This window comes from Serratia sp. CY82433, assembly GCF_052166535.1.
Classification (GTDB): Bacteria; Pseudomonadota; Gammaproteobacteria; order Enterobacterales; family Enterobacteriaceae; genus Serratia; species Serratia sarumanii.
This window is the reverse complement of record NZ_JBJNOR010000003.1, coordinates 18,245-43,329: the sequence shown is the minus strand read 5'-3', so window position 1 is coordinate 43,329 and position 25,085 is coordinate 18,245. Positions and strand designations below refer to the sequence as shown.

The window sequence follows — 25,085 nt, the reverse complement described above, 5'->3', positions numbered from 1 at the left end:
GTAACAGGATTTTTCATGGGGGAGGAGGCGGGAGGATGAGAGAACGACCGCGGCGATGAGAAGTTCCGCGCTTAAGGCAAATCTGTGATCCGTCTGGCAAAAATCGCCCCCCTATTTTGTGCCTGACGCCACAGAATAGAGCGCAACGTTAACTGGATCACACTCCTCATCTCAGGGGCGTAGAGGGGGGGAGGATGAGAATATGTCGCGTTGTGACCCACTATTACCGCGAAACGTCACTCCTTGATTTATGTGCCCACAAAAAGAAGGACTGGATTATGACTCGCAGCATTACCCTCGCCCGCACGCTGGCGCTCTCGGCACTGGCCACCCTGGTGCTCTCTTCTTCCGCCTTCGCCAAGATCGAGGAAGGCAAACTGGTTATCTGGATCAACGGCGACAAGGGCTATAACGGCCTGGCCGAAGTCGGCAAGAAATTCGAAAAAGACACCGGCATCAAGGTTACCGTCGAACACCCGGACAAGCTGGAAGAAAAATACCCGCAGGTGGCCGCCACCGGCGACGGCCCTGACATCATTTTCTGGGCCCACGACCGCTTCGGCGGCTATGCGCAGTCCGGCCTGCTGGCCGAAATCCACCCGTCCAAAGCCTTCCAGGACAAGCTGTTCCCGTTCACCTGGGACGCCGTGCGTTATGACGGCAAGCTGATTGGCTACCCGATCGCCGTCGAGGCGCTGTCGCTGATTTACAACAAAGACCTGGTCAAACAGCCGCCGAAGACCTGGGAAGAGATCCCGGCGCTGGATAAACAGCTGCGCGCCAACGGCAAGAGCGCCATCATGTGGAACCTGCAGGAACCCTACTTCACCTGGCCTATCATCGCCGCCGACGGCGGTTATGCCTTCAAGTATGAAAACGGTAAATACAACATCAAGGATGTCGGCGTCGCCAACGCCGGTTCGCAGGCCGGCCTGCAGTTCATCGTCGATCTGGTGAAAAACAAGCACATCAACGCCGATACCGACTACTCAATCGCCGAAGCCGCGTTCAACAAAGGCCAGACCGCGATGACCATCAACGGGCCGTGGGCCTGGAACAACATCGAGCAGAGCAAAATCAACTACGGCGTGACGCTGCTGCCGACCTTCAAAGGCAAACCGTCCAAGCCGTTCGTCGGCGTGCTGACCGCCGGCATCAACGCCGCCAGCCCGAATAAAGAGCTGGCGACCGAGTTCCTCGAGAACTACCTGCTGACCAACGAAGGGCTGGCGGACGTCAACAAAGACAAGCCGCTGGGCGCGGTGGCGCTGAAGTCCTACCAGGAAACGCTGGCCAAAGATCCGAAGATAGCGGCCACCATGCAGAACTCGCAAAACGGGGAAATCATGCCGAACATCCCGCAGATGAGCGCCTTCTGGTACGCCGAACGCAGCGCGGTGATCAACGCCGTCAGCGGCCGTCAGACGGTGAAAGCCGCGCTGGACGACGTGCAGACCCGCATCACCAAGTAACGACGTCGTGCGGGGTGCCACGGTGCCCCGCCGTTGCTTCACAGAAAGGAACGCCCTATGCAATTCGCTCACGCCGGGACGCCTGCGCGTAAAAAATCGAAGTGGTGGCAAAGCGACGCGCTGAAATGGCTGGTAGTCAGCCTGTTCAGCCTGGTGACCTGCTACCTGATTGTGTTGATGTATGCACAGGGTGAATACCTGTTCGCTATCCTGACGCTGATCCTGGTCAGCGCCGGGCTTTACGTCTTCGCCAACCGCCGCGCCTACGCCTGGCGCTATGTGTATCCCGGCGTCGCCGGCATGGGGCTGTTCGTCCTGTTCCCGCTGATTTGCACCATCGCCATCGCCTTCACCAACTACAGCAGCACCAACCAGCTGACCTTCGAGCGCGCGCAATCGGTGCTGATGCAGCGCCAGTTCCAGAGCGGCAAAACCTTTACCTTCGGCCTCTACCCGGCGGAAAACCAGCAGTGGCGCCTGCAGCTGACGCCGCCGGACGGCGAAGCACCGCTGATCTCCGAGCCTTTCCGCCTCGACGCCGCCGCGCCGCAAACCCTGAAACTGATGGCGCAGAGCGCCGCGCCGCAGGGCGAGCGCGCCACGCTGCGGGTGATCACCCAGAACCGGCAGGCGCTGAGCCAGTTGGTGGCGCAACTGCCCGACGGCGGTGAATTGCGCATGAGCTCCCTGCGCCAGTTCTCCGGCACCCGCCCGCTGTATGCGCTGGACCAAGACGGCAGCACGCTGACCAATAACCAGACCCAGGTGCGCTACCGGCCGAACGGCGACACCGGCTTCTATCAGGCGATCAACGCCGACGGCGGCTGGGCGCAGGAAACCCTGAGCCCGGGCTATACCGTCACCACCGGCTGGAAAAACTTCCTGCGGGTGCTACAAGACGAGGGCATCAAAAAGCCGTTCGTGTCGATCTTCATCTGGACCATCGTGTTCTCGGTGATGACGGTGATCCTCACCGTGGCGGTCGGCATGGTGTTGGCCTGCGTGGTGCAGTGGGAGGCGCTGAAAGGCAAGGCGCTCTACCGTGTGCTGCTGATCCTGCCCTATGCGGTGCCGTCATTCATCTCGATCCTGATCTTCAAAGGTTTGTTCAACCAGAGCTTCGGCGAGATCAACATGATGCTCAGCCATCTGTTCGGCATCAAACCGGCCTGGTTCAGCGATCCGCTCACCGCCAAGAGCATGATCCTGATCGTCAACACCTGGCTCGGCTACCCGTACATGATGATCCTGTGCATGGGGCTGCTGAAGGCGATCCCGGACGATCTGTACGAGGCCTCGGCGATGGACGGCGCCAACCCGTGGCAAAACTTCTTCCGCATCACCTTACCGCTGCTGATCAAGCCGCTGACGCCGCTGATGATCGCCAGCTTCGCCTTCAACTTTAACAACTTCGTGCTGATCCAGCTGCTGACCAACGGCGGCCCGGACATGATCGGCACCACGACGCCGGCCGGCTATACCGATCTGTTGGTCAGCTACACCTACCGCATCGCCTTCGAAGGCGGCGGCGGGCAAGACTTCGGGCTGGCGGCCGCCATCGCCACGCTGATCTTCCTGTTGGTGGGCGCGCTGGCGATCCTGAATTTGAAAGCCAGCAAGATGAACTTCGATTAGGGAGAATGACGATGGCCATGGTTCAACCCAAATCCCAGCGCCTGCGCCTGTGGATCACCCATATTTTGATGCTGTGCTTTATCGCCCTGATCATGTTCCCGCTGCTGATGGTGGTCGCCATCTCGCTGCGCTCCGGCAACTTCGCCACCGGCAGCCTGATACCGGAAACCCTCTCCTGGGATCACTGGCGGCTGGCGCTCGGCTTTAGCGTCACCCACGCCGACGGCAGCGTGACGCCGCCGCCGTTCCCGGTGCTGCTGTGGCTGTGGAACTCCATCAAGATCGCGGCGATCACCGCCATCGGCATCGTGACGCTGTCTACCACCTGCGCCTACGCCTTTGCCCGCATGCGCTTTCGCGGCAAGAGCACGTTGCTGAAAAGCATGCTGATCTTCCAGATGTTCCCGGCGGTGCTGTCGCTGGTGGCGCTGTACGCCCTGTTCGATCGCCTGGGCCAGTACATTCCGTTTATCGGCCTGAATACCCACGGCGGCGTGATCTTCGCCTACATGGGCGGCATCGCGCTGCACGTCTGGACCATCAAGGGCTATTTCGAAACCATCGACAACTCGCTGGAAGAGGCGGCGGCGCTGGACGGCGCCACGCCGTGGCAGGCGTTCCGTCTGGTGTTGCTGCCGCTGTCGGTGCCGATTCTGGCGGTGGTGTTCATTCTGTCGTTTATCGCCGCCATCACCGAAGTGCCGGTGGCATCGCTGCTGCTGCGCGATGTGAACAGCTACACGCTGGCGGTGGGAATGCAGCAATATCTCAACCCGCAGAACTACCTGTGGGGCGACTTCGCCGCCGCCGCGGTGCTGTCGGCGATACCGATCACCGCCGTGTTCCTGCTGGCGCAGCGCTGGCTGGTTGGCGGCCTGACGGCCGGCGGCGTGAAGGGGTAATTTGTGCCACTGCAGTGCGTTTGATGTCTTTCCTTATCTTTTACCCTATGGATTTCAAGTTACAGCGAGTGCAGTCAACAACGCTGTAGCTTGAAAGACGTCGGGTAATGATATCCTGTGTCTTTGGCGGCCATTGGCCGCCATTTTTATCGCTACTCCCGTTTCAGCCGGTCGGTATTAGCCAGATAAAGCGTCACCACCAGCACCAATATCGCCGCGGCGTAGATCAGGGTATCGATAGGGTTTTTGTGATCCACGATAATCAAACGAATAATCGCGGTAATGCCAATGTAAATAAAATAGCGCAGCGGGAAATGATAACCCGACTCAAAATACTTGACGATCAAGGCGATAAATTCAAAGTACAGGAAATAAATCACAATGCCTTCAATCAACAGGTAAGAGGACGACTCTTCGCTGTTGATAAATAACACCTTCGCCAGATGGAGGGTTTCCTTGACCAGAAACACCACCAGAATGGCCGCCAGCAGCAGCAAGCCCACGTTCAGCACCCGCTGCAGCCCCTTCGCTATCATTATCGAACGCGACGTTTTTGCCATAAAACCTCTCTCTGAATACCGCGTATATGATTCAACCGTGCCAATATAGGCATTGTCCTAAAAATTCCGCCCCTCGCGAAAGCACTTTAAACCCCATTTAATTCATCACGTTATAATAAGATGTTTCTGACCTATAGATTTGTAGCAAATCGAAATGTCAACTATCATGGGACACAGAGATCTTTACATAAAACCAATAACCTCGAATTAACAAGGGAATTCTTTATGCGCGCTAAACTTAACGGACTGGTCGCTGCGGGCCTGTTTACCTGTGCATTGTCCGGCCACGCCGCCGGCCTGGTAGCCCCTGACAACGATCTGCGTAACGATCTCGCCTGGCTGTCTGACCGCGGCGTCATCAACGTCAGCCTGTCCACCTGGCCGCTGAGCCAGGAAGAGATCAGCTCCGTTATCGCGCAGGCCAAGCCGGTGACCAACACCGAGAAAAACGTTATCGACCGCGTACAACGCCGCGTCGATGCCCTGAAAGCCAACATTCGCGTCAGCGGTTACGCCTCGACCGATAAACCCGGCACCCCGCAGGGCTTCGGCCAAAACGAATACGCCGACGATCGCCTGACCATCGGCGCCGGCGCCAACGGCGAGTTCTGGGACGTGCGTCTGCAGGGCTCGGTGGAAGGCGATCAGCGCGTCAGCGACGGCTCCAAATTCAACATGAACGGCTCCTACGGCGCGGTGAAAATCTGGAACCAATGGCTCTCCTTCGGCGAGGTTTCCCAGTGGTGGGGCCCGGGCTACGACGGCAGCCTGATCCGCTCCGACGCCGCGCGCCCGGTGGCCGGCTTTATGCTGCAGCGCGCCGACCAATCGCCGTTTGAAACCCCGTGGCTGTCGTGGATCGGCCGCTGGCAATACCAGTTGTCCGCCGGCCAGCTGTCGCAGTACAGTTCAGTCCCGCACACCAAACTGATCGGCGGCCGTTTCACCATGATGCCGACCGACTTCCTGGAGCTGGGCGCTTCACGCATCATGATGTGGGGTGGTGAAGGCCGACCGCAGTCGTGGAGTTCGTTCTGGGACGGCTTTACCGGTAAAGATAACGATGATTCAGGTAAAGGCAACGATCCAGGCAACCAGCTCGCCGGTTTCGACTTCAAACTGAAAATGCAGCCGCTGATCGGCCTGCCAGTCAGCCTGTATGGTCAATTGGTGGGTGAAGATGAGGCAGGCTATCTGCCATCGCAAAACACCTATCTGCTCGGACTGGAAGGCCACCCGGAATGGGGCCCGACGACCATCAACTGGTATATCGAAGGGTCAGACACCCGTTCGGATATGAGCCGCAAAAACTATGTGTACACACACTATACCTATAAAGGCGGCTACTACCAGCAAGGTTACCCGCTGGGCCATGCGATGGGCGGCGACGGCCAGATGTTGTCCGGCCGCATAGAGCTGGTGCTGGACGACAGCCAGCGTTGGAGCACCCGCGTGGTTTACGCCAAGGTGAACCCGCTGAGCCAAAGCATCAACCAGGCCTTCCCGAAATCCGATACGCTGAAGGGCATTCAGGTCGGCTGGGGTTACACCTTCCCGTCACAGGTTAAGTTCGATACCAGCCTGTGGTACACCGACAACGATCACAGCACCGCCGACGACGTGGGCGCCGGCGTCAGCTTCGAAGTGCCGATCAACCTGTAATTTTTTGCAGACGTAAAAAAACCCGCCGCGGCGGGTTTTTTATTGGCTTCAGCTCAGGCGCTTAGCGCCATTCCTTGAAGCGGTTGATCAGCGCATTGGTCGAGCTGTCGTGGCTGCTGATTTTCTCGCTGCCCGCCAGCTCCGGCAGGATGCGGTTAGCCAGCTGTTTGCCCAGCTCCACGCCCCACTGATCGAAGGTGAAGATGTTCAGGATCGCGCCCTGGGTGAAGATCTTGTGCTCGTACAGCGCGATCAGGCTGCCTAGGCTGAACGGGGTGATTTCGCGCAGCAGGATCGAGTTGGTCGGGCGGTTGCCTTCAAACACTTTGAACGGCGCCACGTGCTTGACCTGCTCAGGGGTTTTACCCTGCGCCGCGAACTCGGCCTCCACCACGTCCAGCGACTTGCCGAACGCCAGCGCTTCGGTCTGAGCGAAGAAGTTGGACAGCAGTTTGGCGTGATGATCGCCCAGCGGATTATGGCTGATGGCCGGCGCGATGAAGTCGCAAGGCACCAGCTTGGTGCCCTGGTGGATCAGCTGGTAGAACGCATGCTGGCCGTTGGTGCCCGGCTCGCCCCAAATGATAGGGCCGGTCTGATAATCCACCGGATTGCCGTTGCGATCGACGTACTTGCCGTTGGATTCCATGTTGCCCTGCTGGAAGTAAGCGGCAAAACGGTGCATGTACTGATCGTACGGCAGAATGGCTTCGGTTTCGGCGCCGAAGAAGTTGTTGTACCAGATACCGATCAGCGCCAGCAGCACCGGCAGGTTCTTCTCCGCCGGCGTTTCGGCGAAGTGCTTGTCCATGGCGTGCGCGCCGCTCAGCAGCTGCTCGAAGTTGTCATAACCGATGGACAGCGCGATCGACAGACCGATCGCCGACCACAGGGAGTAACGGCCCCCTACCCAGTCCCAGAATTCGAACATGTTGTCGGTATCGATGCCGAACTCGGCCACCGCTTTGCCGTTGGTGGACAGCGCGGCGAAGTGCTTGGCCACGTGTTGTTGATCGGCGGCGCTGCTCAGGAACCAGTCGCGCGCGCTGTGGGCGTTGGTCATGGTTTCCTGAGTGGTGAAGGTTTTGGAGGCCACCAGGAACAGCGTGGTTTCCGGGTTCAGCGGCTGCAGCGTTTCGGCGATATGGGTGCCGTCGACGTTGGAGACGAAGTGCATGTTCAGGTGGTTTTTATACGGGCGCAATGCTTCGGTCACCATGTAAGGGCCGAGATCCGAACCGCCGATGCCGATGTTCACCACGTCGGTGATCGGTTTGCCGGTGTAGCCTTTCCACTCGCCGCCGATGACGCGCGCGCAGAACTGTTTGATCTTGGCCAATACCGCATTCACTTCCGGCATCACGTCTTTGCCGTCGACCAGGATCGGGCTGTTTCTGCGGTTGCGCAGGGCAATGTGCAGCACCGCGCGATCTTCGGTGCGGTTGATTTTCTCACCGGCGAACATCGATTTGATGGCGCCTTGCAGATCGGTTTCTTTCGCCAGCGCCTGCAGCTTCTCCAGGGTTTCCTGCGTGATACGGTTCTTGGAATAGTCCACCAACATTTGGTCGTTGAAGGTCGCGGAGAACCTGGAGAAACGATCGCTGTCCTGGGCGAACAGGTCGGCGATCCGTACGTCTTTCATCTGTGCATAATGTTGCTGCAGGGCTTGCCAAGCAGCGGTTTGACTAGGATTGATATTTTTCATAGCAACACTCTTAGGCTTGAGAATAAAAATGACGCGTTGTCCGATTGTAGCCTGTTCGACTGTGATTATGATCTCTTTTCTTGCGATAGGCGCTAACTGTCAACGCAGTGCCGCCTCGTTTCAGCTTTCACTCTATACTTTTGGCTAACGGCCTGTTATCGGGGTTGCCGAATTGTCATCAGGCTGTGTCATCGTTGCTTATTTCGTCATTTGAAAGGGATCTCGCTTATGGAATTATCTGCCCCGCTCATGTTGGTGCTTATCGGCCTGGCGTCGCTGCTCGCGCAGTGGCTGGCCTGGCTGCTGCGCCTGCCGGCTATTTTGCCGCTGTTGCTGTTCGGCATCGTGCTCGGCCCGACGGTGCATCTGGTGCAGCCGGATCTGCTGTTCGGCGATCTGCTGTTTCCGCTGGTGTCGCTGTCAGTGGCGATCATCCTGTTCGAAGGGGCGCTGACGCTGCGTTTCGAGGAGATACGCGGCCTCGGCGGCGTGGTGCGCAATCTGGTCACCGTCGGCATGCTGGCCACCTTTCTGGTCATCAGCCTCGCCAGCTGGTGGCTGCTGGATTTCCCGCCGGAGCTGGCGGCGCTGATCGGCGCGGTGACGGTGGTGACCGGGCCGACGGTGATCGCCCCGCTGATGCGCGTGGTGCGGCCGAACGCCAACATTAACCAGGTGCTGCGCTGGGAAGGGATCGTCATCGATCCGGTCGGCGCCATCTTCACCCTGCTGGTGTTCGAATTCATCGTGCTGAAACAGAATGCGGAGTCCTATACCCATCTGTTTTGGACGCTGGGCATGACCGCCGCCGTCGGCCTGATCGCCGGCGCACTGTTCGGCTACCTGCTCGGCCTGGCGCTGCGCCGCGTCTGGCTGCCGCGCTACCTGCAGAACCTGGCGGTGCTGGCGATCATGCTGACCGCCTTCGGCGTTTCCAACGCCATCGCCGACGAATCCGGCCTGCTGACCGTCACGGTGATGGGCATCTGGCTGGCCAACATGCGCGACGTGGACACCAGCGATATTCTGGCGTTCAAAGAGGAGCTGTCGGCGATCCTGATCTCGGCGCTGTTCATCATTCTGGCGGCGCGGCTCGATATCCAGGCGCTGTGGAACATGGGCTGGCCGCTGCTCCTGCTGCTGCTGGTGGTGCAGTTCATCGCCCGGCCGCTGTGCATCGCGGTGTCGACCTGGCGCTCTTCCCTGCACTGGCGCGATCGGCTGCTGCTGTGCTGGATCGCCCCGCGCGGCATCGTCGCCGCGGCGGTCAGCTCGCTGTTCGCGCTGACGCTGCAGCGCAGCGGCTACCAGGGCGCCGACCGGCTGGTGACCGTGGTGTTCGCCATCATCATCGGCACCGTGGTGCTACAAAGCCTGACCAGCGGGATGATGGCGCGCTGGCTGCGGGTGCAGCAGCAAAAGCCGCGCGGCGTGCTGATCGTCGGCGCCAACAGCGTGGCGCGCATGCTGGCGCAGGCGCTGATCAAGCTGAACGTGCCGGTGATCGTCACCGACAGCAGCTGGGAATACTACCGCCAGGCGCGCATGGAAGGCATCCCGGCCTACTATGGCCACGCCTACTCCGAACACGCCGAGAACTATCTCGATCTGAGCAATATCGCCCAGGTGCTGGCGCTGTCGCCCAATCGCCACCAGAACGCGCTGGCGGTCTACCACTTCGGCCATCTCTTCGGCGAGGATCACGTGTTTGCCATCCGTTCGGGTGCGCCGCTGAAAGGGCGCGGCGCCAGCGCGGAAAGCTCGCGTTTCCGCCGGCATGAAATTTTATTTAATCAGGAAGCCACCTACGGCCGCCTGAGCAGCCTGCTCGCCAGGGGAGCCACCATCAAAGCGACCAAATTGAACGAAAATTTCGGTTGGCTGGAGTATTTGGAGAAACATCAGGGCGTTATTCCGTTATTCAGCCAAAAGGAAGACGGTTCTCTGCAACCGATTGGCGCCGGTTCCACGCCCGCGATGCCCTGTACGCTTATCGCGCTGGTGCAAGATGAAAATCCCTCACCGTCTGTACGTTGACAGAATGGCGATAACCGGCTATTCCTAACAGCCTACTTGCGCACCCGGTGCGCAAGCCAGAAGAGGCGCGTCGCCCAGGTAGAGTGTCAGAGGAGCCGTTTCTCCGTTGACGGCACCCGAGGGGGAGCGACGCCGAGGTAGGGTAATGGCCGGCCATTATCCTATCGACTACAGGGGCTGAATCCCCTGGGTTGTCACCAGGGGATCGCCCGCAGGGCGATCGACAAGGTGGGGCGCTTCTGGGTGTATCGTAGCCTGACCTCTACGCCTGCCCCCTGTTTACCGCTCTCCCCTTGTGCCAAGGCTATGGAATTACAGTGCCCCCAAACGGGCATCCCTGACACGAGGTTTCTAGATGAACCAAGCAGCACCCCAGAATTCCACCGTGGTAGCCAAATTCGGCGGCACCAGCGTCGCCGACTTTGAAGCCATGAACCGCAGCGCCGACGTCGTGCTGGCCAACCCGCAGGTCCGCCTGGTGGTGTTGTCCGCCTCGGCGGGCGTCACCAACCTGTTGGTCGCCCTGGCCGAAGGTTGCGAGGCCGACAAGCGCAACTACCGGCTTGATGAGATCCGCCGCATCCAGTACGCCATCCTCGATCGCCTCACGGCGCCGGCGGTGATCCGCGAAGAGATCGACCGCCTGCTGGAAAACATCGCCATGCTGTCGGAAGCCGCGTCGCTGGCCACCTCGACGGCGTTGACCGACGAACTGGTCAGCCATGGGGAGCTGATGTCCACCCTGCTGTTCGTTGAAATCCTGCGCGCCCGCAACGTGCAGGCCGAATGGTTCGATGTGCGCAAAGTGATGCGCACCGACGATCACTTCGGCCGCGCCGTGCCGGACAGCGCCGCGCTCAGCGAACTGGCCCGGGCGCAGTTGCAGCCGCGCCTGCAGGAAGCGCTGGTGGTCACCCAGGGCTTTATCGGCAGCGAGCCGAAAGGCCGCACCACCACGCTCGGCCGCGGCGGCAGCGACTATACCGCCGCGCTGCTCGGCGAGGCGCTCGGCGTTGGCCGGGTAGATATCTGGACCGACGTGCCGGGCATCTACACCACCGATCCGCGCGTGGTGCCGGCGGCCAAGCGCATCGACAAAATCGGTTTCGAAGAGGCGGCGGAAATGGCCACCTTCGGCGCCAAGGTGCTGCATCCGGCCACCCTGTTGCCGGCGGTGCGCAGCGACATTCCGGTGTTCGTCGGCTCCAGCAAGGATCCGGCGGCCGGCGGCACGCTGGTGTGCAACACCACCGAGAATCCGCCGCTGTTCCGTGCGCTGGCGCTGCGTCGCAAGCAAACGCTGCTGACGCTGCACAGCCTGAACATGCTGCACGCGCGCGGCTTCCTGGCGGAGGTGTTCAACATTCTGGCGCGCCACAACGTCTCCGTCGATCTGATCACCACCTCGGAGGTCAGCATTGCGCTGACCATGGACACCACCGGCGCCACCTCCGTTGGCGGCAGCCTGCTGACCACCTCGCTGCTGACCGAGCTGTCGTCGCTGTGCCGGGTGGAAGTGGAAGAAAACCTGGCGCTGGTGGCGATCATCGGCAACCAGCTGTCGCGCGCCTGCGGCGTGGGCAAAGAGGTGTTCGGCGTGCTCGATCCGTTCAATATCCGCCTGATCTGCTACGGCGCCAGCAGCTATAACCTGTGCTTCCTGGTGCCGGGCGAAGAAGCCGAACAGGTGGTGCGTACCCTGCATCACAACCTGTTCGAATAAGTCATTATCCCCGATTGCGGGCGCAGCACGCTGCGCCCCTGCGTCTAAAAAATCCGTTCAAAACCGGCAGGGGTTCAGCATGTTGAACCCGCAAAAAACACAACCACACCCACCGTTCTCAATCTGGCTAAGGAAAACCTGCATGTTGGCATTACTCACGCGTTTATTCCCCCTGTGGGCGATACTGCTGTCCGTCGCCGCCTATTACACGCCGACCACCTTTACCGGCATCGGCCCCTACGTCAGCCCGCTGCTGATGCTGATCATGTTCGCCATGGGCGTTACGCTGCGGCTGGACGACTTCAAACGCGTGCTGGCGCGCCCCGGCCCGGTGGCGGCCGGCATCTTCCTGCACTATCTGATCATGCCGCTGGCGGCCTGGATCCTGGCGATGCTGTTCCGCATGCCGCCGGATCTGTCCGCCGGCATGGTGCTGGTGGGCAGCGTGGCCAGCGGCACCGCCTCCAACGTGATGATCTACCTGGCCAAGGGCGACGTGGCGCTGTCGGTGACCATCTCGGCGGTCTCGACGCTGGTGGGCGTGTTCGCCACGCCGCTGCTGACCCGTTTGTACGTCGACGCCGAAATCAGCGTCGATATCATGGGCATGCTGCTGAGCATTCTGCAGATCGTGGTGATCCCGATCGGCCTGGGCCTGATCGTCCACCATACCCTGACCAAAACGGTGAAACGCATCGAGCCGCTGCTGCCGGCGCTGTCGATGGTGTGCATCCTGGCGATCATCAGCGCGGTGGTGGCGGGCAGCCAAAGCCATATCGCCTCGGTCGGTCTGGTGGTGATCGTCGCGGTGATCCTGCACAACGGCATCGGTCTGCTGAGCGGCTATTGGGGCGGCAAGCTGTTCGGCTTCGACGAATCCACCTGCCGCACGCTGGCGATCGAAGTCGGCATGCAGAACTCCGGGCTAGCGGCCACGCTGGGCAAAATCTACTTCTCGCCGCTGGCCGCGCTGCCGGGTGCGCTGTTCTCGGTCTGGCACAACCTTTCCGGTTCGCTGCTGGCGGGCTATTGGTCCGGCCGCCCCATCAAGAAAAAATAAACCGCCTGTAGGGACGCAAACAATTGCGTCCCTTTTCTTTCCTGAGAAATTTCGTATTTCCCACTGGTCGGATTGTCATAATTCCCCTCATCCCCTATCATCCGTGAAAAATAAAAATTCAGATTCTTCCTAGCTATGCCGATAATGTTGGCAAGAGGAAGAGACGTTCTACTTTTTTTAATTAATTAAGTCGCCAGGGTTGCCCGCCACAAAAGAAGCAGCCTAATTATTATTTAGATATATACCCACCGTCTTATTTGCCGCGGCAAATCAAGATACCTCGCAATGTGCATGTCGCTCATTATTTCGGGCCGGCCGTCGGCCGCCCGTGGTTAACCTCATGGATTGGGCTGGCTGCCCCGGCGGCCTCTCATAATGGATTACAATGATAAAAAAAATCACCGCTTTGACGCTGTTGGTCAGCACGGCCCTTTCCGCCGAAACCCTGCCGGACGCCCACATGATGCGGGATATGTCGATGGGGGAGTCGCGCCGCGCGCTGCAAGACAGCACGCGTGAAGTCAACCAGTTGATTGAGCAACGCCGCTACCAGCAGCTGAAGCAGCAACGCTTGCTGGCGGAGCCGGAACCGGCCGCGCCCGCCCTGCCGCAGTCCGCGCAGTGCCTGCCGATCGCCGGCGTTTATCTGCAGGGCGTCACCCTGCTCTCGCCGGCCGATTTATCCGCCCTGAGCGCGCTGCCGGAACAGTGCATCAGCAGCAACGATATCAATCGCCTGACCCGTGAATTAACGCGCCTTTATGTGCAAAAAGGCTATATCACCGCGCGCGTGCAAATTGTTCGCCCTAATTCACAGGGAGAATTGGGATTAAGCGTCACCGAAGGATTTATCGAGAAAATAGAAGGCGGCGATCGCTGGGTCAACAGCCGTTTATTATTTCCAGGGCTGGAAGGCAAGCCGTTGAAATTAACCGAGCTCGACCAGGGATTGGATCAGGCCAACCGTTTGCAATCGAATACCACCAAGCTGGATATATTGCCCGGCCGCCAGGTTGGCGGTTCGGTCATTCGTTTGCGCAATCAGCATGCCAAGCCCTGGCTGATGACCGTCGGCACGGATAATTACGGCCAAAAAAGCACCGGCCAGTGGCTGGCTCGCGCCACCGCCACGCTGGACAGCCCGTTCGGCCTGTCGGACTTCGTCAGCCTGAACGCCAACAGCACGCTGGAAAACCCGGCTCACCGCTACAATCGCGCCTATACCCTGCTCTATTCGCTGCCGTACGGCGCGTTCACCTTCAGCGGGTTCGCCAGCTTCTCGTCCTACGAGAACCACCAGCAGCTGCCGCACAACCTGGTCAAACTGCACGGCCAGACCCAGCAGTATGGTCTGCGCAGCGACTACGTGTTTTACCGCGATCGCGATCAGATAGACAGCCTGAGCGGCCAGTTGACCTACAAGCGCATCGACAACTACTTCGAAAGCGTGCGCCTCGAGGTCAGCAGCCCCACCCTGACCCTGGCCGAACTGAGCGCCAGCCACCTGCAAATTCTGCCCAACGGGGTGTTCAGCGCCAACCTCAGCGTCGAACAGGGCCTGCCGTGGCTGGGGGCCGGTCGCCACCCAAGCTCGGTGCACCTCGACAGCCAGTTCACCAAAGGCAAGCTGTTCGCCAACCTCAGCCAGCGGCTTCACCTGGGTGACGCCACCTATCAGCTCAACAACCTGTTCTACGGCCAGTACAGCCGCGACCCGCTGCCCGGCGTGGAGTGGCTGAGCCTTACCGATCGCAGCGCCGTGCGCGGCTTCAGCCGCAGCACCCAGTCAGGCGACAACGGCTGGTATCTGCAGAACACGCTGTCGCGCAGCTTCAATCTGGGTGCCACCACGCTGACGCCGCGCCTCGGCGCCGACGTCGGCCGCATTTTGCCGCGCCAGGACAGCTCGGGGTGGCGCAGCAGCGCCGGCCTGAGCAGCGGCGCCACGTTGCGCTATCGGCAGGCGCTGGTCGATCTCGAGGTCAGCCGCGGCTGGATCTTGTCGAATCACGCCACGCCGGAAGATCCCGTTCAGGTACTGGCGCGCTTTTCTTACACCTTTTAATCAGCAGTTTTGCAGGACCCCACGGCAATATACGGAGAAACATGGATGAAAAATAATAACTTCAGGCTTTCAGCAGCGGGCAAACTGGCCGCCGCGCTGGCGATTATTCTCGCCGCTTCCGCCGGCGCCTACGCCGCGGAGATCGTGGCGGCCAACGGCGCCAACGGCCCCGGCGTTTCCACCGCCGCGACCGGCGCGCAGGTGGTCGACATCGTCGCGCCGAACGGCAACGGGCTGTCGCACAACCAATACCAGGACTTTAACGTCAACCAGCCCGGCGCCGTGCTGAACAACTCCCGCGAAGCGGGGCTGTCGCAGCTGGCCGGCCAACTGGGCGCCAACCCCAATCTGGGCGGGCGCGAAGCCAGCGTGATCCTCAATGAAGTGATCGGCCGCAACCCGTCGCTGCTGCACGGCCAGCAAGAGATCTTCGGCATGGCGGCCGATTACGTGCTGGCCAACCCGAACGGCATCAGCTGCCAGGGCTGCGGGTTCATCAACACCAGCCGCTCCTCGCTGGTGGTCGGCAACCCGCTGGTGGAGAACGGCCTGCTGCAGGGCTACAGCACCCTGGACAACCGCAATACCCTGAGCCTCAACGGCGTCCTGAACGCCGGCGGCGTGCTGGATCTGATCGCGCCGAAGATAGACAGCCGCGGCGACGTGATCGTGCAAGACTTCACCCATCGCAACGGCAGCGTGACGCCGGCGGCGATCAACGCCATCAGCGGCCATAACCGGGTGGCGCGCGACGGCAAGGTGCTGGCCAGCGTACAGCCGACCACTGCGCTGGACAGCTACTACCTCGGCAGCATGCAGGCCGGGCGCATCAACATCATCAACACCGCGCAGGGCAGCGGCGTGAAGCTGGCCGGCACGCTGGCCGCCGGCGACGAGCTCAAGGTGAAAGCCTACGATATTCGCAGCGAAAGCCGCGTTGACGACGCCAGCAGCAACCGCAACGGCGGCGACAACTACCAGAACTACCGCGGCGGCATCTACGTCAACGATCGCAGCAGCAGTCAGAAGCTGACCCGCACCGAGCTGAAAGGCAAGAACATCAGCCTGGTGGCGGATAACCACGCGCACCTCACCGCCACCGATATTCGCGGCGAAGACATCACGCTGCAGGGCGGCAAGCTGACGCTCGACGGCCAGCAGTTGAAACAGACCCAGGGCCACACCGACGACCGCTGGTTCTACTCCTGGCAATACGACGTCACCCGTGAGCGCGAGCAGCAGCAGCAGGCGGGCAGCACCGTCGCCGCCGGCGGCAACGCCACACTCGTCAGTACCCGGGAAGACGTGAACCTGTTGGGCGCCAACGTCAGCGCCGATCGGGCGCTGAGCGTCAAAGCGGCGCGCGACGTGCACCTCGCCGGGCTGGTGGAGAAGGATAAGTCCACCGAACGCGGCTACCAGCGCAATCACACTTCCAGCCTGCGCACCGGCAGTTGGAGCAGCAGCGACGAAAGCGAGAGCCTGAAGGCCAGCGAACTGCGTAGCCAGGGCGAACTGACCTTGAAAGCCGGCCGCAATGTCACTACCCAGGGCGCCAAGGTCCACGCCCAGCGCGATCTGACGATCGACGCAGACAGCCAGATCCAGGTCGGGGTGCAGAAAACCGCCAACGCCAAAGCGGTACGCGATGACAAAACCTCCTGGGGCGGCATCGGCGGCGGCGACAACAAAAACAACAGCAACCGCCGCGAGATCAGCCACGCCTCCGAGCTGACCAGCGACGGCACCCTGCGCCTGAACGGCCAGCAGGGCGTCACCATCACCGGCAGCAAGGCGCGCGGCAAGGAAGGCGGCCTGGTCACCGCCACCCAGGGCGGCCTGCGCATCGACAACGCGCTGAGCACCACCGTAGACAAAATCGATGCGCGCACCGGCACCGCCTTCAACATCACCAGCAGTTCGCACAAGGCCGACAACCGCTACCAGAGCAGCACCGCCAGCGAGCTGAAGTCTGACACCAACCTGAAGCTGGTCAGCCGTAAGGATACCGACGTGATCGGCAGCCAGGTCGCCAGCGGCGGCGAGCTGAGCGTGACGTCGCAGACCGGCAACATCAACGTCAAGGCCGCCGAACAGCAGCAAAAAATCGATGAGCAGAAGACCGCGCTTACCGTCAACGGCTACGCCAAAGAAGCCGGCGACAAGCAATACCGCGCCGGTTTGCGCATCGAACACACCCGCGACAGCGAGAAAACCACCCGCACCGAAAACCGCGCCTCGACCCTCAGCGGCGGCAGCGTGAAGCTCGAGGCGGAGAAGGACGTGACCTTCAGCGGCTCCAAACTGGTCGCCGACAAAGGCGACGCCAGCGTCAGCGGCAACAAGGTTTCGTTCCTGGCGGCCGACGATAAAACCACCTCGAACACCGAGCAGACCAAGATCGGCGGTGGTTTCTATTACACCGGCGGCATCGACAAGCTCGGCAGCGGCGTGGAAGCCGGCTACGAGAACAGCAAAACGCAGGCGCAGAGCAGCAAGGCGGTCACCTCCGGCAGCGACGTCAAAGGCAACCTGACTGTCAACGCCCGTGACAAGCTGACCCAGCAAGGCGCGCAGCACAGCGTCGGCGGTGCCTATCAAGAAAACGCCGCGGACGTCGATCATTTGGCCGCCGCCGACACCGCCAGCAGCACCACCAGCAAAACCGACGTCGGTGTGAACATCGGCGCCAACGTCGATTACAGCGCCGTGACCCGCCCGGTCGAGCGCGCGGTCGGCAAGGCGGCCAAGCTGGACGCCACCGGCGTCATCAACGACATCGGCGGCATCGGCGCGCCTAACGTCGGCCTGGATATCGGCACGCAGGGCGGCAGCAGCGAAAAACGCAGCAGCAGCTCGCAGGCGGTGGTCAGCTCGGTGAAAGCCGGCAGCATCGACATCAACGCCAAAGGCGAAGTGCGCGATCAGGGCACGCAGTATCAGGCGAGCAAAGGCGCGGTCACGCTGACGGCGGACAGCCACCGCAGCGAAGCCGCGACGAACCGCCAGGAAGAGCAGAACCGCGATACCCGCGGCAGCGCCGGCGTACGCGTCTACACCTCCACCGGCAGCGATCTGACCGTAGACGCCAAGGGCGAAGGCGGCACCCAGCGCAGCAGCAGCAACGCCAGCCAGGCGGTGACCGGCACGATCGACGCGGCCAACGGCATCAACGTCAACGTGAAACAAGATGCGGTCTATCAGGGCACCGCGCTGAACGGCGGCAGCGGTAAAACCGCCGTCAACGCCGGCGGCGATATTCGCTTCGATCAGGCCAGCGATAAGCAGAGCGAAAACCACAGCGGTTTCAACGTCAAGGCCTCGGCGAAGGGCGGCTTCACCGCCGACAGCAAAAACTTCGGCGCCGGCTTCGGCGGCGGCACCAACAACGGCGAAAGCAACAGCAGCACCGCGCAGGTCGGTAACGTCAGCGGTCAACAGGGCGTGGAGCTGAACGCAGGCCGCGATCTGACGCTTAAAGGCACCAACGTCAAGAGCCAGGGCGACGTCACCCTGAGCGCGGGCAACAAGGTTGCGCTGCAGGCGGCGGAATCGACCCAAACGCGTAAGGAGAACCAGCTGTCCGGCAATCTCGATCTGGGCGCCGGCAGCAGCGACAGCAAGGAAAAAACCGGCGGCAGCCTCTCCGCCGGCGGCGCCTTCGACATCGCCAAGGTGAATGAGTCCGCGACCGAACGCCAGGGCGCCACGCTAGCCTCAGACGGCAAGGTCACCCTGTCCGCCAACGGCAAAGGCGATGACGCGCTGCATCTGCAGGGCGCCAGGGTCAGCGGCGGCAGCGCCGCGCTCGAGGCGAAAAACGGCGGCATCCTGCTGGAGTCCGCCAAGAACGAGCAGCACAAGGACAACTGGAGCCTGGGCATCAAAGCTAACGCCAAAGGCGGCCAAACGTTCAACAAGGACGCCAACGGCAAGGTCGATCCGAACACCGGCAAAGACACCCATACGCTGGGCGCCGGTCTGAAGGTCGGCGTGGAACAGCAGGATAAAACCACCCACGCCAACACCGGCATCACCGCGGGCGACGTGGCGCTCAACAGCGGCAAGGATACCCGCCTCGCCGGGGCGCGCGTCGATGCCGACAGCGTACAGGGCAAGGTGGGCGGCGATCTGCGCGTTGAAAGCCGCAAGGACGTCGAGAAAGGCGTGAAGGTGGAGGTGGATGCCGGCCTGAGCCACAGCAACGATCCGGGCAGCAGCATCACCTCCAAGCTGTCGAAGGTGGGCACGCCGCGCTACGCCGGGAAAGTGAAAGAGAAACTGGACGCCGGGGTGAATAAAGTGGCCGACGCCACCACCGACAAGTACAACAGCGTGGCGCGTCGTCTCGATCCGCAGCAGGACACCACCGGCGCGGTCAGCTTCAGCAAGGCCGACGGCAAAGTGACGCTGCCGGCAACGCCGGCCGGCGAGAAGCCGCAGGGCCCGCTGTGGGATCGCGGTGCGCGCACCGTCGGCGGCGCGGTGAAAGACAGCATCACCGGGCCGGCGGGTCGCCAGGGACAGCTCAAGGTCAATGCCGACGTGGTGAACAACAACGCGGTCGGCGAGCAGTCGGCGATTACCGGTAAGCACGGCGTGGCGCTGCAGGTCGGCGGCCAAACCCAACTGACCGGCGGCGAGATCCGCAGCCAGCAGGGCAAGGTGGAACTGGGCGGCAGCAAGGTCAGCCAGCAGGACGTCAGCGGCCAACGCTATCAGGGCGGCGGCCGCGTCGATGCGGCGGCCACGGTAGGCGGGCTGTTAGGCGGCGCGGCGAAACAAAGCGTCGACGGCAACGTGCCGTTCGTCAGCGGCCATGCTTCGACTCAGCAGGCGGACGCCAAAGCCGGCGTGTTCAGCGGCAAATAACGCACCTCTCCTGCACAACGCCCCCGATGAAAACCGGGGGCATTTTTTTACAGCGTGCTCGGGGTGTCTTCCCAGTCGCGATCGTCGTCCTTGGCATCCTGATCCAACACGTTGTAAGCCACGGCGCAGAACAGCGAGTTCAAACGCTTCATGTCCCCCAACAATCCCAAATGCAACGAACTGGTCTCGATGCTCTGCACGTTTTGCTGGTGCAAACGATCGACGTGCGCGTGCGCGTAGCGGCGATCCAGAATGCGGAAGCGATGCTTGGAACGGCGCAGGCGCTTGGCGCTGGTGACGTCGCCGGACAGGAACACCGACAGCCCCAGGCGCAGGTTGCCGATCAGCCGCTCATGCAGCCCGTCCAGTTCCGCCAATCCTTCCGCCGAGAAGGCGCGGCGCGCGGCGTGCGACTTGGCGCCCACGTCGCCGGCCATGCGCTCGATGATGTCGCCCGCCTGTTCCAGGTTAAGCGCCATTTCGATGATTTCCGCCCAGCGGCGCGAGTCTTCCTCGCCCAGATCTTCCTTCTGGATCTGCGCCAGATACAGCTTGATGGCGGTGTACAGCACGTCGACGTCATCGTCGAGGCGCCGCACCTCTTTATCCACGCCTTGCTTGCCGTGTAGCACTTCGCGCTGCAGGATCATCATGTGTTCCACCACGTCGCCCATGCGTAACGTTTCGCGCGCCGCATTGGCCAACGCCAGCGTCGGCGTGTCCAGCGCGCTGGCGTCCAGATGGCGCGGACGCATGCGCGGATCGTCGGCCGCCACGTCGACGATCAGCCGCTCGCACAGCGTCGCCATCGGCCCGGCCAGCGGGATCATCACCAGACAACGGATCAGGTTGTAGAACACGTGGAAATAGATCACCAGCTCTTCGCTGCCGCCCGGCAGCTGAGCCATCACATCCGCCAGATAGGAAACGAACGGCAGCACCAGCACACAGCCCACCAGCTTGAACAGCAGGCTGCCGAGCGCCACGCGCCGCCCGGCGGCGTTCTGGCCGCTGGCGTTGATCATCGCCAACAGGCCGCTGCCGAGGTTGGCGCCGATCACCAGGCAGAGCGCCACCTTCAGCGAAATCACGCCGGATGCGGTCAGGGTGGCGGTCAGCAGCACCGCCGCCAGGCTGGAATAGCTGACGATGGCGAACAGCGCGCCGGTCAGGGCGTCCAGCATCACGTCGCCGGTCAGCGACGAGAACAGCACTTTCACCCCGGCCGCCTGGGTGATCGGCGTGGCGGCGGCCACGATCAGCTCCAGCGCCAGCACGATCAGCCCAAGGCCGATCAGGACGCGCCCGATCTGGCCGATCCGCATCTGCTTGCGGCTGAGGAACAGGAAGACGCCGATCAAGATCAGCAGCGGCGACAGCCAGGAAAGATCGAAGGTCAGCACGCGCGCCATCAGCGCGGTGCCGACGTCGGCGCCGAGCATGATCACCAGCGCAGGCGCCAGCCCCACCAGCCCCTGCGCAACGAAAGAGGTCACCAGCAGCGCCGTGGCGTTGCTGCTCTGTACCAGCGCGGTCACGCCGATGCCGGAAACGAACGCCAGCGGCTTTTTCTCAACGCTGTCGCTCAACACGCGCCGCAGATTGGCGCCGTAAACCCGCATGATCCCGGTGCGCACGATGTGGGTGCCCCACACCAACAGCGCCACGGAGGAAAGCAGGTGAAGAAGGGTCAGCACGGAAGATACGCTCCATTAACGCCCGGCCAAAGGAGGCTGGTACCCGATGCCTGTCAGGCGGTGCGGAAAGACGGAACGGTTCTGTTCGCCTTAGCCGCAGCCGGTAGGCCAAAAGATGACGGGTACAGCGCGCGGTCCCGCCTGCCGGGCGTAGGTCTGGCAGGACAGCGGGCGGGCGGCAGACCGCAGAAGAGAAGGGTTAATGCGGCGGCGGAAAGGCCCCGGCGCCGCGCTGCGAAGTCATGCAACTTCCCGCAATACAACAGGTTCCAAGTGTAGCCCAATTTGCTCGCCGTCGGGCCGCAGGTCGGCCACCGACCGGTTGAGCACGTCAACCAGCAATTCTACACCGCGAACCTGAATCCGATAGCGTACCACATTCCCGAGCAAACTGTGGCCCAGGATCACCCCGCCGATCCCCTGCCCGGCCGGCAACAGGCCGATCGATTCGGGCCGGATCGCCACCTTGCCGACATAGCTGCGCCCGGTCAGCTGGGCGGCCTGTTCGGCGGTCAGCAGGTTATAGTTGCCGATAAACCCGGCGGCGAAGGCATCCGCCGGCTGGGTATACAGGGTTTCCGCATCGCCGCTCTGCACGATCTGCCCCTTGTTCATCAGCACGATGCGATCCGATAAGGTCAGCGCCTCTTCCTGATCGTGGGTGACGAAGATCGCCGTCAGGTTCAGCTCGCGTTGAATGCGCCGGATCTGCTCGCGCAGGTGTTTGCGGATGCGCGCGTCCAGCGCCGACAGCGGTTCGTCGAGCAGCAGCAGCCGCGGGCGAGTGACCAGCGATCGCGCCAGCGCCACGCGCTGACACTGGCCGCCCGACAGCTGATGCGGATAGCGCTTCGCCAGGTCGCTCAGCTCCACCAGCGCCAGCACCTCCTGCACCCGCTGGCCGATCTGCCCGGCCGCCAGCTTCTGCATTTTCAGCCCGAAGGCCACGTTGCCTTCCACCGTCATATTGGGAAACAGCGCATAGCTTTGGAACACCATGCCGATGCCGCGCTTTTGCGGCGCCAGCGGCACCAGATCCTGACCCTGCAACAAGATTTGCCCGCTGTCGACCGGGGTCAGGCCGGCCAGACAGCGCAGCAGCGTCGATTTTCCGCAGCCGCTCGGCCCCAGCAGGGTGACGAACTCCCCCTCTTCGGCGGTGAAATCGATATCCTGAAACACCTGGGTCTGGCCATAGTGTTTGTTCAGGCGGGTGACGTTGAGATAAGCCATCGGGTTAACCCTTGTTTTTATTCAGCAGGTTCGCCAGCCAGGTGACGAGCAGCACCACGGCGAAATAGGAGATGACCAGCGCGCTGGTGAAGTGCCCGCTGCCGTTGCGCATGTTGTACAGGTAGACCTGCAGCGTTTCATACTGGCTGCCCACCAGCAGGTTGGCGAACACGAACTCGCCGATCAGGAACGAGAACGACAGCAGCACGGCGATCGTTCCGCCCTTGCGCAGGTTCGGCAGCACCACCCACAGCGCCGCCTGCCAGGTGCTGGCGCCGAGCAGGTGCGCGGCGTCCATCAGATCGCGCAGGTTGATCGCCTGCATGTTGTTGCTGATGGCGCGGTAGATAAACGGCAGCGCGATGGTGAAATAGCAGCCCACCAAAATCCAGGGAGTGCCGAGCAGCGGCAGCGGATCGGCGGCGAACAGCTGCATCAGCCCCACTGCCGACACCACCGGCGGCACGGCGAACGGCAGCAGAATCAGCACGTTCATCACCGCGTCCAGTTTGGGGAAGTAGTAAGCGATCACAAACATCGCCGGCAGGATCACCACCACCGACAGCAGCAGCGTGCCGAAACAGATCAACAGCGAGTGCCACAGCGCCTGCAAAAAGCGCGGGTCGCTCCACAGCGCCGTCAGCCACTTCAGGGTAAAACCGTCCGGCAAAATGGTGGCGCCCCACTGGGTGGCCAGCGCATAAATCAGCGTCGCCGCCAGCGGCAGCAACAGGATCAACAGCAGCAGGCCAGTCACCGTGCGATGGTACAGGTGTTCAGCACGCGACATGAGCATTCTCCATCCGATTATGAGCGCGCATTGAGGTAGCTCCTGCGCAGCATCCATTGGTGGATCACCGTGATAAACGCCATCATCACCACCAGCAGCATCGCCAGCGCGCTGGCCAGGTTCGGATCGAGGGAGATGTCCCCTGCCACCAATGCCGAGATGCGGATCGGGATCACGTTGAAGTTGCCGGTGGTCAGCGCGTACACCGTGGCGTAGGCGCCCAGCGCGTTGGCCAGCAGGATGACGAAGGTGCCCATCAGCGCCGGCGCCAGCACCGGCAGGCCGATATGCCGCCAGTAGCGCCAGGGGCCGGCGCCGAGCAGCGCCGCCGACTCGCGCCAGTCGGCGCGCAGCGCGTCGAACGCCGGATACAGCAACAGCACCCCCAGCGGGATCTGGAAATAGGTATACAGCACGATCAGGCCGCTCTTCGAATAGAGATTGAAACTCTCCATCAAACCGTATTTGCGCAGCAACAGCGTCAGGCAACCGTTCAACCCCAGCAGAATGACGAAGGCGAACGCCAGCGGCACCCCGGCGAAGTTGCTGGTCATGTTGGTGAACGACATCACGAAGTCATGAAATCGGGTCTGGCCGAGCTGGCGCAGCGAGTAACTGCCCACTAACGCAATCAGCAAGCCGTAGACGCTCGACCACAGCGAGATCTCCAGCGAGAACTGAAAGGCCTGCAGGTAGAACGGCGAGGTGAGGATATCGACATAGTTGCCCCAGCCCCAGCCGCTGCTCTCGCTGAAAAAGCTGTGAACGGCGATCCACACCAGCGGGGCGATCTGAAACGCGCCGAACAGCACGATAAACGGCAGCAGGCACAGCGCGGCGATCCATTTGGTTTTGCCGTTCATCGCGCATCCTGCGCCAGCAGCGCCCGGCAGCGCGGCTTGTCATGCGGCACCTGCAGCAGATCGCAGATCGTACCGCACAGCTCGGTTTGCTGCGGATCGGCGTCGTCCTGGCTGAAGCCCGAGCCGAACACGAACAGCGGCACCTGGCGCTCTTCCGGCAACACGCCGCCGTGGCTGCGATCGTCGTTCATGCCGTGATCGGCGGTGACCAGCACCTGATAACCGGCCTCCAGCCACTCGGGCAGATAGCGCGACAGCGAGCCGTCGGCGCGCCGCGCCGCGTTGCGGTACTGCGGCGAAGAGAGGCCGAAGCGGTGCCCGGCGTCGTCGATGTTCATCGGGTGGATCAGCAGGAAATCCGGCTGATGCCGCAGGCGCAGGCTTTCGGCGTCGTCGAACAGATGGCTGTCGGGATAGCCGTCGTCGTAATAGAAATGCCCGTGCTGGATCGGCAGCTCGGGGGCGTCGGTATGGCGGTCGCGCGCGGCGTCGAACGGCGTGCGGTTATACAATTCGCTGAACCAGTGGTAAGCGGCGGCGGCGGTGGTCAACCCGGCGGCGCGCGCGTAATGAAACACGCTTTGTTGATGAGAAAGGCGCGAGACGTGGTTGTGCACCACGCCGCTCTCCGCCGGCGTGACGCCGGTGAGGATGCATTCATACAGCGGCCGGGAGAGCGAGGGCAGCTCGCTCTCCAACAGGTACAACCGTCCGCGTCCCGCCGCGCATTCGGCCTGCAGATAGCCCATGGCGTCGTGCGCCACCCGGTAGTTGAGGCCGTCCAGCAGCACGAGGATCGTTTTCAT

16 protein-coding genes and 1 riboswitch are annotated in these 25,085 nt (G+C 61.9%); of the genes, 9 read left to right on the top strand and 7 right to left on the bottom strand.

The annotated features are described in order from the left end of the window. The first annotated feature begins 278 nt into the window (after positions 1 to 278). The 3 genes from malE to malG are packed head-to-tail and all read left to right on the top strand — an operon-like array spanning position 279 to position 4,009. Entirely contained in the window at positions 279 to 1,472 is a 1,194-nt protein-coding gene (malE, locus tag ACJ8PI_RS16455) for a maltose/maltodextrin ABC transporter substrate-binding protein MalE (protein ID WP_033636215.1), read from the top strand. Positions 1,473 to 1,529: 57 nt separating this feature from the next. Beyond that, positions 1,530 to 3,107 (top strand): maltose ABC transporter permease MalF, encoded by a 1,578-nt coding sequence (malF, locus tag ACJ8PI_RS16450; protein ID WP_164134861.1) that lies wholly within the window; start codon positions 1,530 to 1,532, stop codon positions 3,105 to 3,107. Between the two features lie 11 nt (positions 3,108 to 3,118). Then, positions 3,119 to 4,009 carry a maltose ABC transporter permease MalG gene (gene malG / locus ACJ8PI_RS16445; RefSeq protein WP_004936696.1) on the top strand — a complete coding sequence of 297 codons (891 nt, stop codon included), beginning with the start codon at positions 3,119 to 3,121 and terminating at the stop codon, positions 4,007 to 4,009. 152 nt (positions 4,010 to 4,161) lie between these two features. On the opposite strand, the gene psiE is transcribed toward malG, so the two are convergent. Beyond that, a complete protein-coding gene (psiE, locus tag ACJ8PI_RS16440) occupies positions 4,162 to 4,569 on the bottom strand; it encodes a phosphate-starvation-inducible protein PsiE (protein ID WP_033636217.1) in 408 nt (135 codons plus the stop codon). Positions 4,570 to 4,794: 225 nt separating this feature from the next. On the opposite strand from psiE, the gene ACJ8PI_RS16435 reads away from it, so the two are divergent. Then, complete coding sequence (locus ACJ8PI_RS16435) at positions 4,795 to 6,231, top strand: capsule assembly Wzi family protein (RefSeq protein ID WP_049232861.1); 1,437 nt, start codon at positions 4,795 to 4,797, stop codon at positions 6,229 to 6,231. A 61-nt stretch (positions 6,232 to 6,292) separates the two neighbouring features. Here the strand turns inward: ACJ8PI_RS16435 and pgi are convergent, their stop codons facing one another. Further along, a complete protein-coding gene (gene pgi, locus ACJ8PI_RS16430) occupies positions 6,293 to 7,939 on the bottom strand; it encodes a glucose-6-phosphate isomerase (RefSeq protein ID WP_164134862.1) in 1,647 nt (548 codons plus the stop codon). Between the two features lie 228 nt (positions 7,940 to 8,167). Here pgi and ACJ8PI_RS16425 point away from each other — a divergent pair, with 228 nt between their 5' ends. The 5 genes from ACJ8PI_RS16425 to ACJ8PI_RS16405 all read left to right on the top strand — a co-directional run bounded on the left by ACJ8PI_RS16425 (position 8,168) and on the right by ACJ8PI_RS16405 (position 19,696). Further along, positions 8,168 to 9,976 carry a cation:proton antiporter gene (locus ACJ8PI_RS16425; protein WP_074027355.1) on the top strand — a complete coding sequence of 603 codons (1,809 nt, stop codon included), beginning with the start codon at positions 8,168 to 8,170 and terminating at the stop codon, positions 9,974 to 9,976. Between the two features lie 52 nt (positions 9,977 to 10,028). Then, positions 10,029 to 10,223: riboswitch (Lysine riboswitch) on the top strand. A gap of 108 nt (positions 10,224 to 10,331) precedes the next feature. Next, positions 10,332 to 11,699: a lysine-sensitive aspartokinase 3 gene (lysC, locus tag ACJ8PI_RS16420; RefSeq protein WP_033649702.1), complete on the top strand. Its 1,368-nt coding sequence runs from the start codon at positions 10,332 to 10,334 to the stop codon at positions 11,697 to 11,699. A gap of 142 nt (positions 11,700 to 11,841) precedes the next feature. Next, a complete protein-coding gene (gene panS, locus ACJ8PI_RS16415; protein WP_025304471.1) occupies positions 11,842 to 12,759 on the top strand; it encodes a ketopantoate/pantoate/pantothenate transporter PanS in 918 nt (305 codons plus the stop codon). A 385-nt stretch (positions 12,760 to 13,144) separates the two neighbouring features. Next, positions 13,145 to 14,824: a ShlB/FhaC/HecB family hemolysin secretion/activation protein gene (locus ACJ8PI_RS16410; RefSeq protein ID WP_049211607.1), complete on the top strand. Its 1,680-nt coding sequence runs from the start codon at positions 13,145 to 13,147 to the stop codon at positions 14,822 to 14,824. Positions 14,825 to 14,869: 45 nt separating this feature from the next. Then, positions 14,870 to 19,696 carry a hemagglutinin repeat-containing protein gene (locus tag ACJ8PI_RS16405; RefSeq protein ID WP_164134863.1) on the top strand — a complete coding sequence of 1,609 codons (4,827 nt, stop codon included), beginning with the start codon at positions 14,870 to 14,872 and terminating at the stop codon, positions 19,694 to 19,696. Positions 19,697 to 19,743: 47 nt separating this feature from the next. Here the strand turns inward: ACJ8PI_RS16405 and ACJ8PI_RS16400 are convergent, their stop codons facing one another. The 5 genes from ACJ8PI_RS16400 to ACJ8PI_RS16380 form a co-directional block, all read right to left on the bottom strand. Beyond that, the gene (locus tag ACJ8PI_RS16400; RefSeq protein ID WP_033636226.1) at positions 19,744 to 21,393 is read right to left on the bottom strand and encodes a Na/Pi cotransporter family protein; all 1,650 of its coding nucleotides are present in this window, start codon (positions 21,391 to 21,393) and stop codon (positions 19,744 to 19,746) included. A 240-nt stretch (positions 21,394 to 21,633) separates the two neighbouring features. After that, positions 21,634 to 22,626: an ABC transporter ATP-binding protein gene (locus tag ACJ8PI_RS16395; RefSeq protein WP_033649699.1), complete on the bottom strand. Its 993-nt coding sequence runs from the start codon at positions 22,624 to 22,626 to the stop codon at positions 21,634 to 21,636. A 4-nt stretch (positions 22,627 to 22,630) separates the two neighbouring features. Further along, a complete protein-coding gene (locus tag ACJ8PI_RS16390; protein WP_164134864.1) occupies positions 22,631 to 23,416 on the bottom strand; it encodes an ABC transporter permease in 786 nt (261 codons plus the stop codon). Between the two features lie 17 nt (positions 23,417 to 23,433). Further along, positions 23,434 to 24,279, bottom strand: a complete 846-nt coding sequence (locus tag ACJ8PI_RS16385; protein WP_039569690.1) for an ABC transporter permease — start codon at positions 24,277 to 24,279, stop codon at positions 23,434 to 23,436. Beyond that, positions 24,276 to 25,085 (bottom strand): alkaline phosphatase family protein, encoded by an 810-nt coding sequence (locus ACJ8PI_RS16380; RefSeq protein ID WP_164134865.1) that lies wholly within the window; start codon positions 25,083 to 25,085, stop codon positions 24,276 to 24,278. The genes ACJ8PI_RS16385 and ACJ8PI_RS16380 overlap by 4 nt, the downstream gene beginning before the upstream one ends.

Coding starts and splice junctions, on each gene's coding strand:
- ACJ8PI_RS16390 (WP_164134864.1), bottom strand. CDS start 23,416: ATGTCGCGTGCTGAACACCTGTACCATCGCACGGTGACTGGCCTGCTG.
- psiE (WP_033636217.1), bottom strand. CDS start 4,569: ATGGCAAAAACGTCGCGTTCGATAATGATAGCGAAGGGGCTGCAGCGG.
- ACJ8PI_RS16405 (WP_164134863.1), top strand. CDS start 14,870: ATGAAAAATAATAACTTCAGGCTTTCAGCAGCGGGCAAACTGGCCGCC.
- panS (WP_025304471.1), top strand. CDS start 11,842: ATGTTGGCATTACTCACGCGTTTATTCCCCCTGTGGGCGATACTGCTG.
- malF (WP_164134861.1), top strand. CDS start 1,530: ATGCAATTCGCTCACGCCGGGACGCCTGCGCGTAAAAAATCGAAGTGG.
- pgi (WP_164134862.1), bottom strand. CDS start 7,939: ATGAAAAATATCAATCCTAGTCAAACCGCTGCTTGGCAAGCCCTGCAG.
- ACJ8PI_RS16380 (WP_164134865.1), bottom strand. CDS start 25,085: ATGAAAACGATCCTCGTGCTGCTGGACGGCCTCAACTACCGGGTGGCG.
- ACJ8PI_RS16435 (WP_049232861.1), top strand. CDS start 4,795: ATGCGCGCTAAACTTAACGGACTGGTCGCTGCGGGCCTGTTTACCTGT.
- lysC (WP_033649702.1), top strand. CDS start 10,332: ATGAACCAAGCAGCACCCCAGAATTCCACCGTGGTAGCCAAATTCGGC.
- ACJ8PI_RS16395 (WP_033649699.1), bottom strand. CDS start 22,626: ATGGCTTATCTCAACGTCACCCGCCTGAACAAACACTATGGCCAGACC.
- malG (WP_004936696.1), top strand. CDS start 3,119: ATGGCCATGGTTCAACCCAAATCCCAGCGCCTGCGCCTGTGGATCACC.
- ACJ8PI_RS16410 (WP_049211607.1), top strand. CDS start 13,145: ATGATAAAAAAAATCACCGCTTTGACGCTGTTGGTCAGCACGGCCCTT.
- ACJ8PI_RS16385 (WP_039569690.1), bottom strand. CDS start 24,279: ATGAACGGCAAAACCAAATGGATCGCCGCGCTGTGCCTGCTGCCGTTT.
- ACJ8PI_RS16425 (WP_074027355.1), top strand. CDS start 8,168: ATGGAATTATCTGCCCCGCTCATGTTGGTGCTTATCGGCCTGGCGTCG.
- malE (WP_033636215.1), top strand. CDS start 279: ATGACTCGCAGCATTACCCTCGCCCGCACGCTGGCGCTCTCGGCACTG.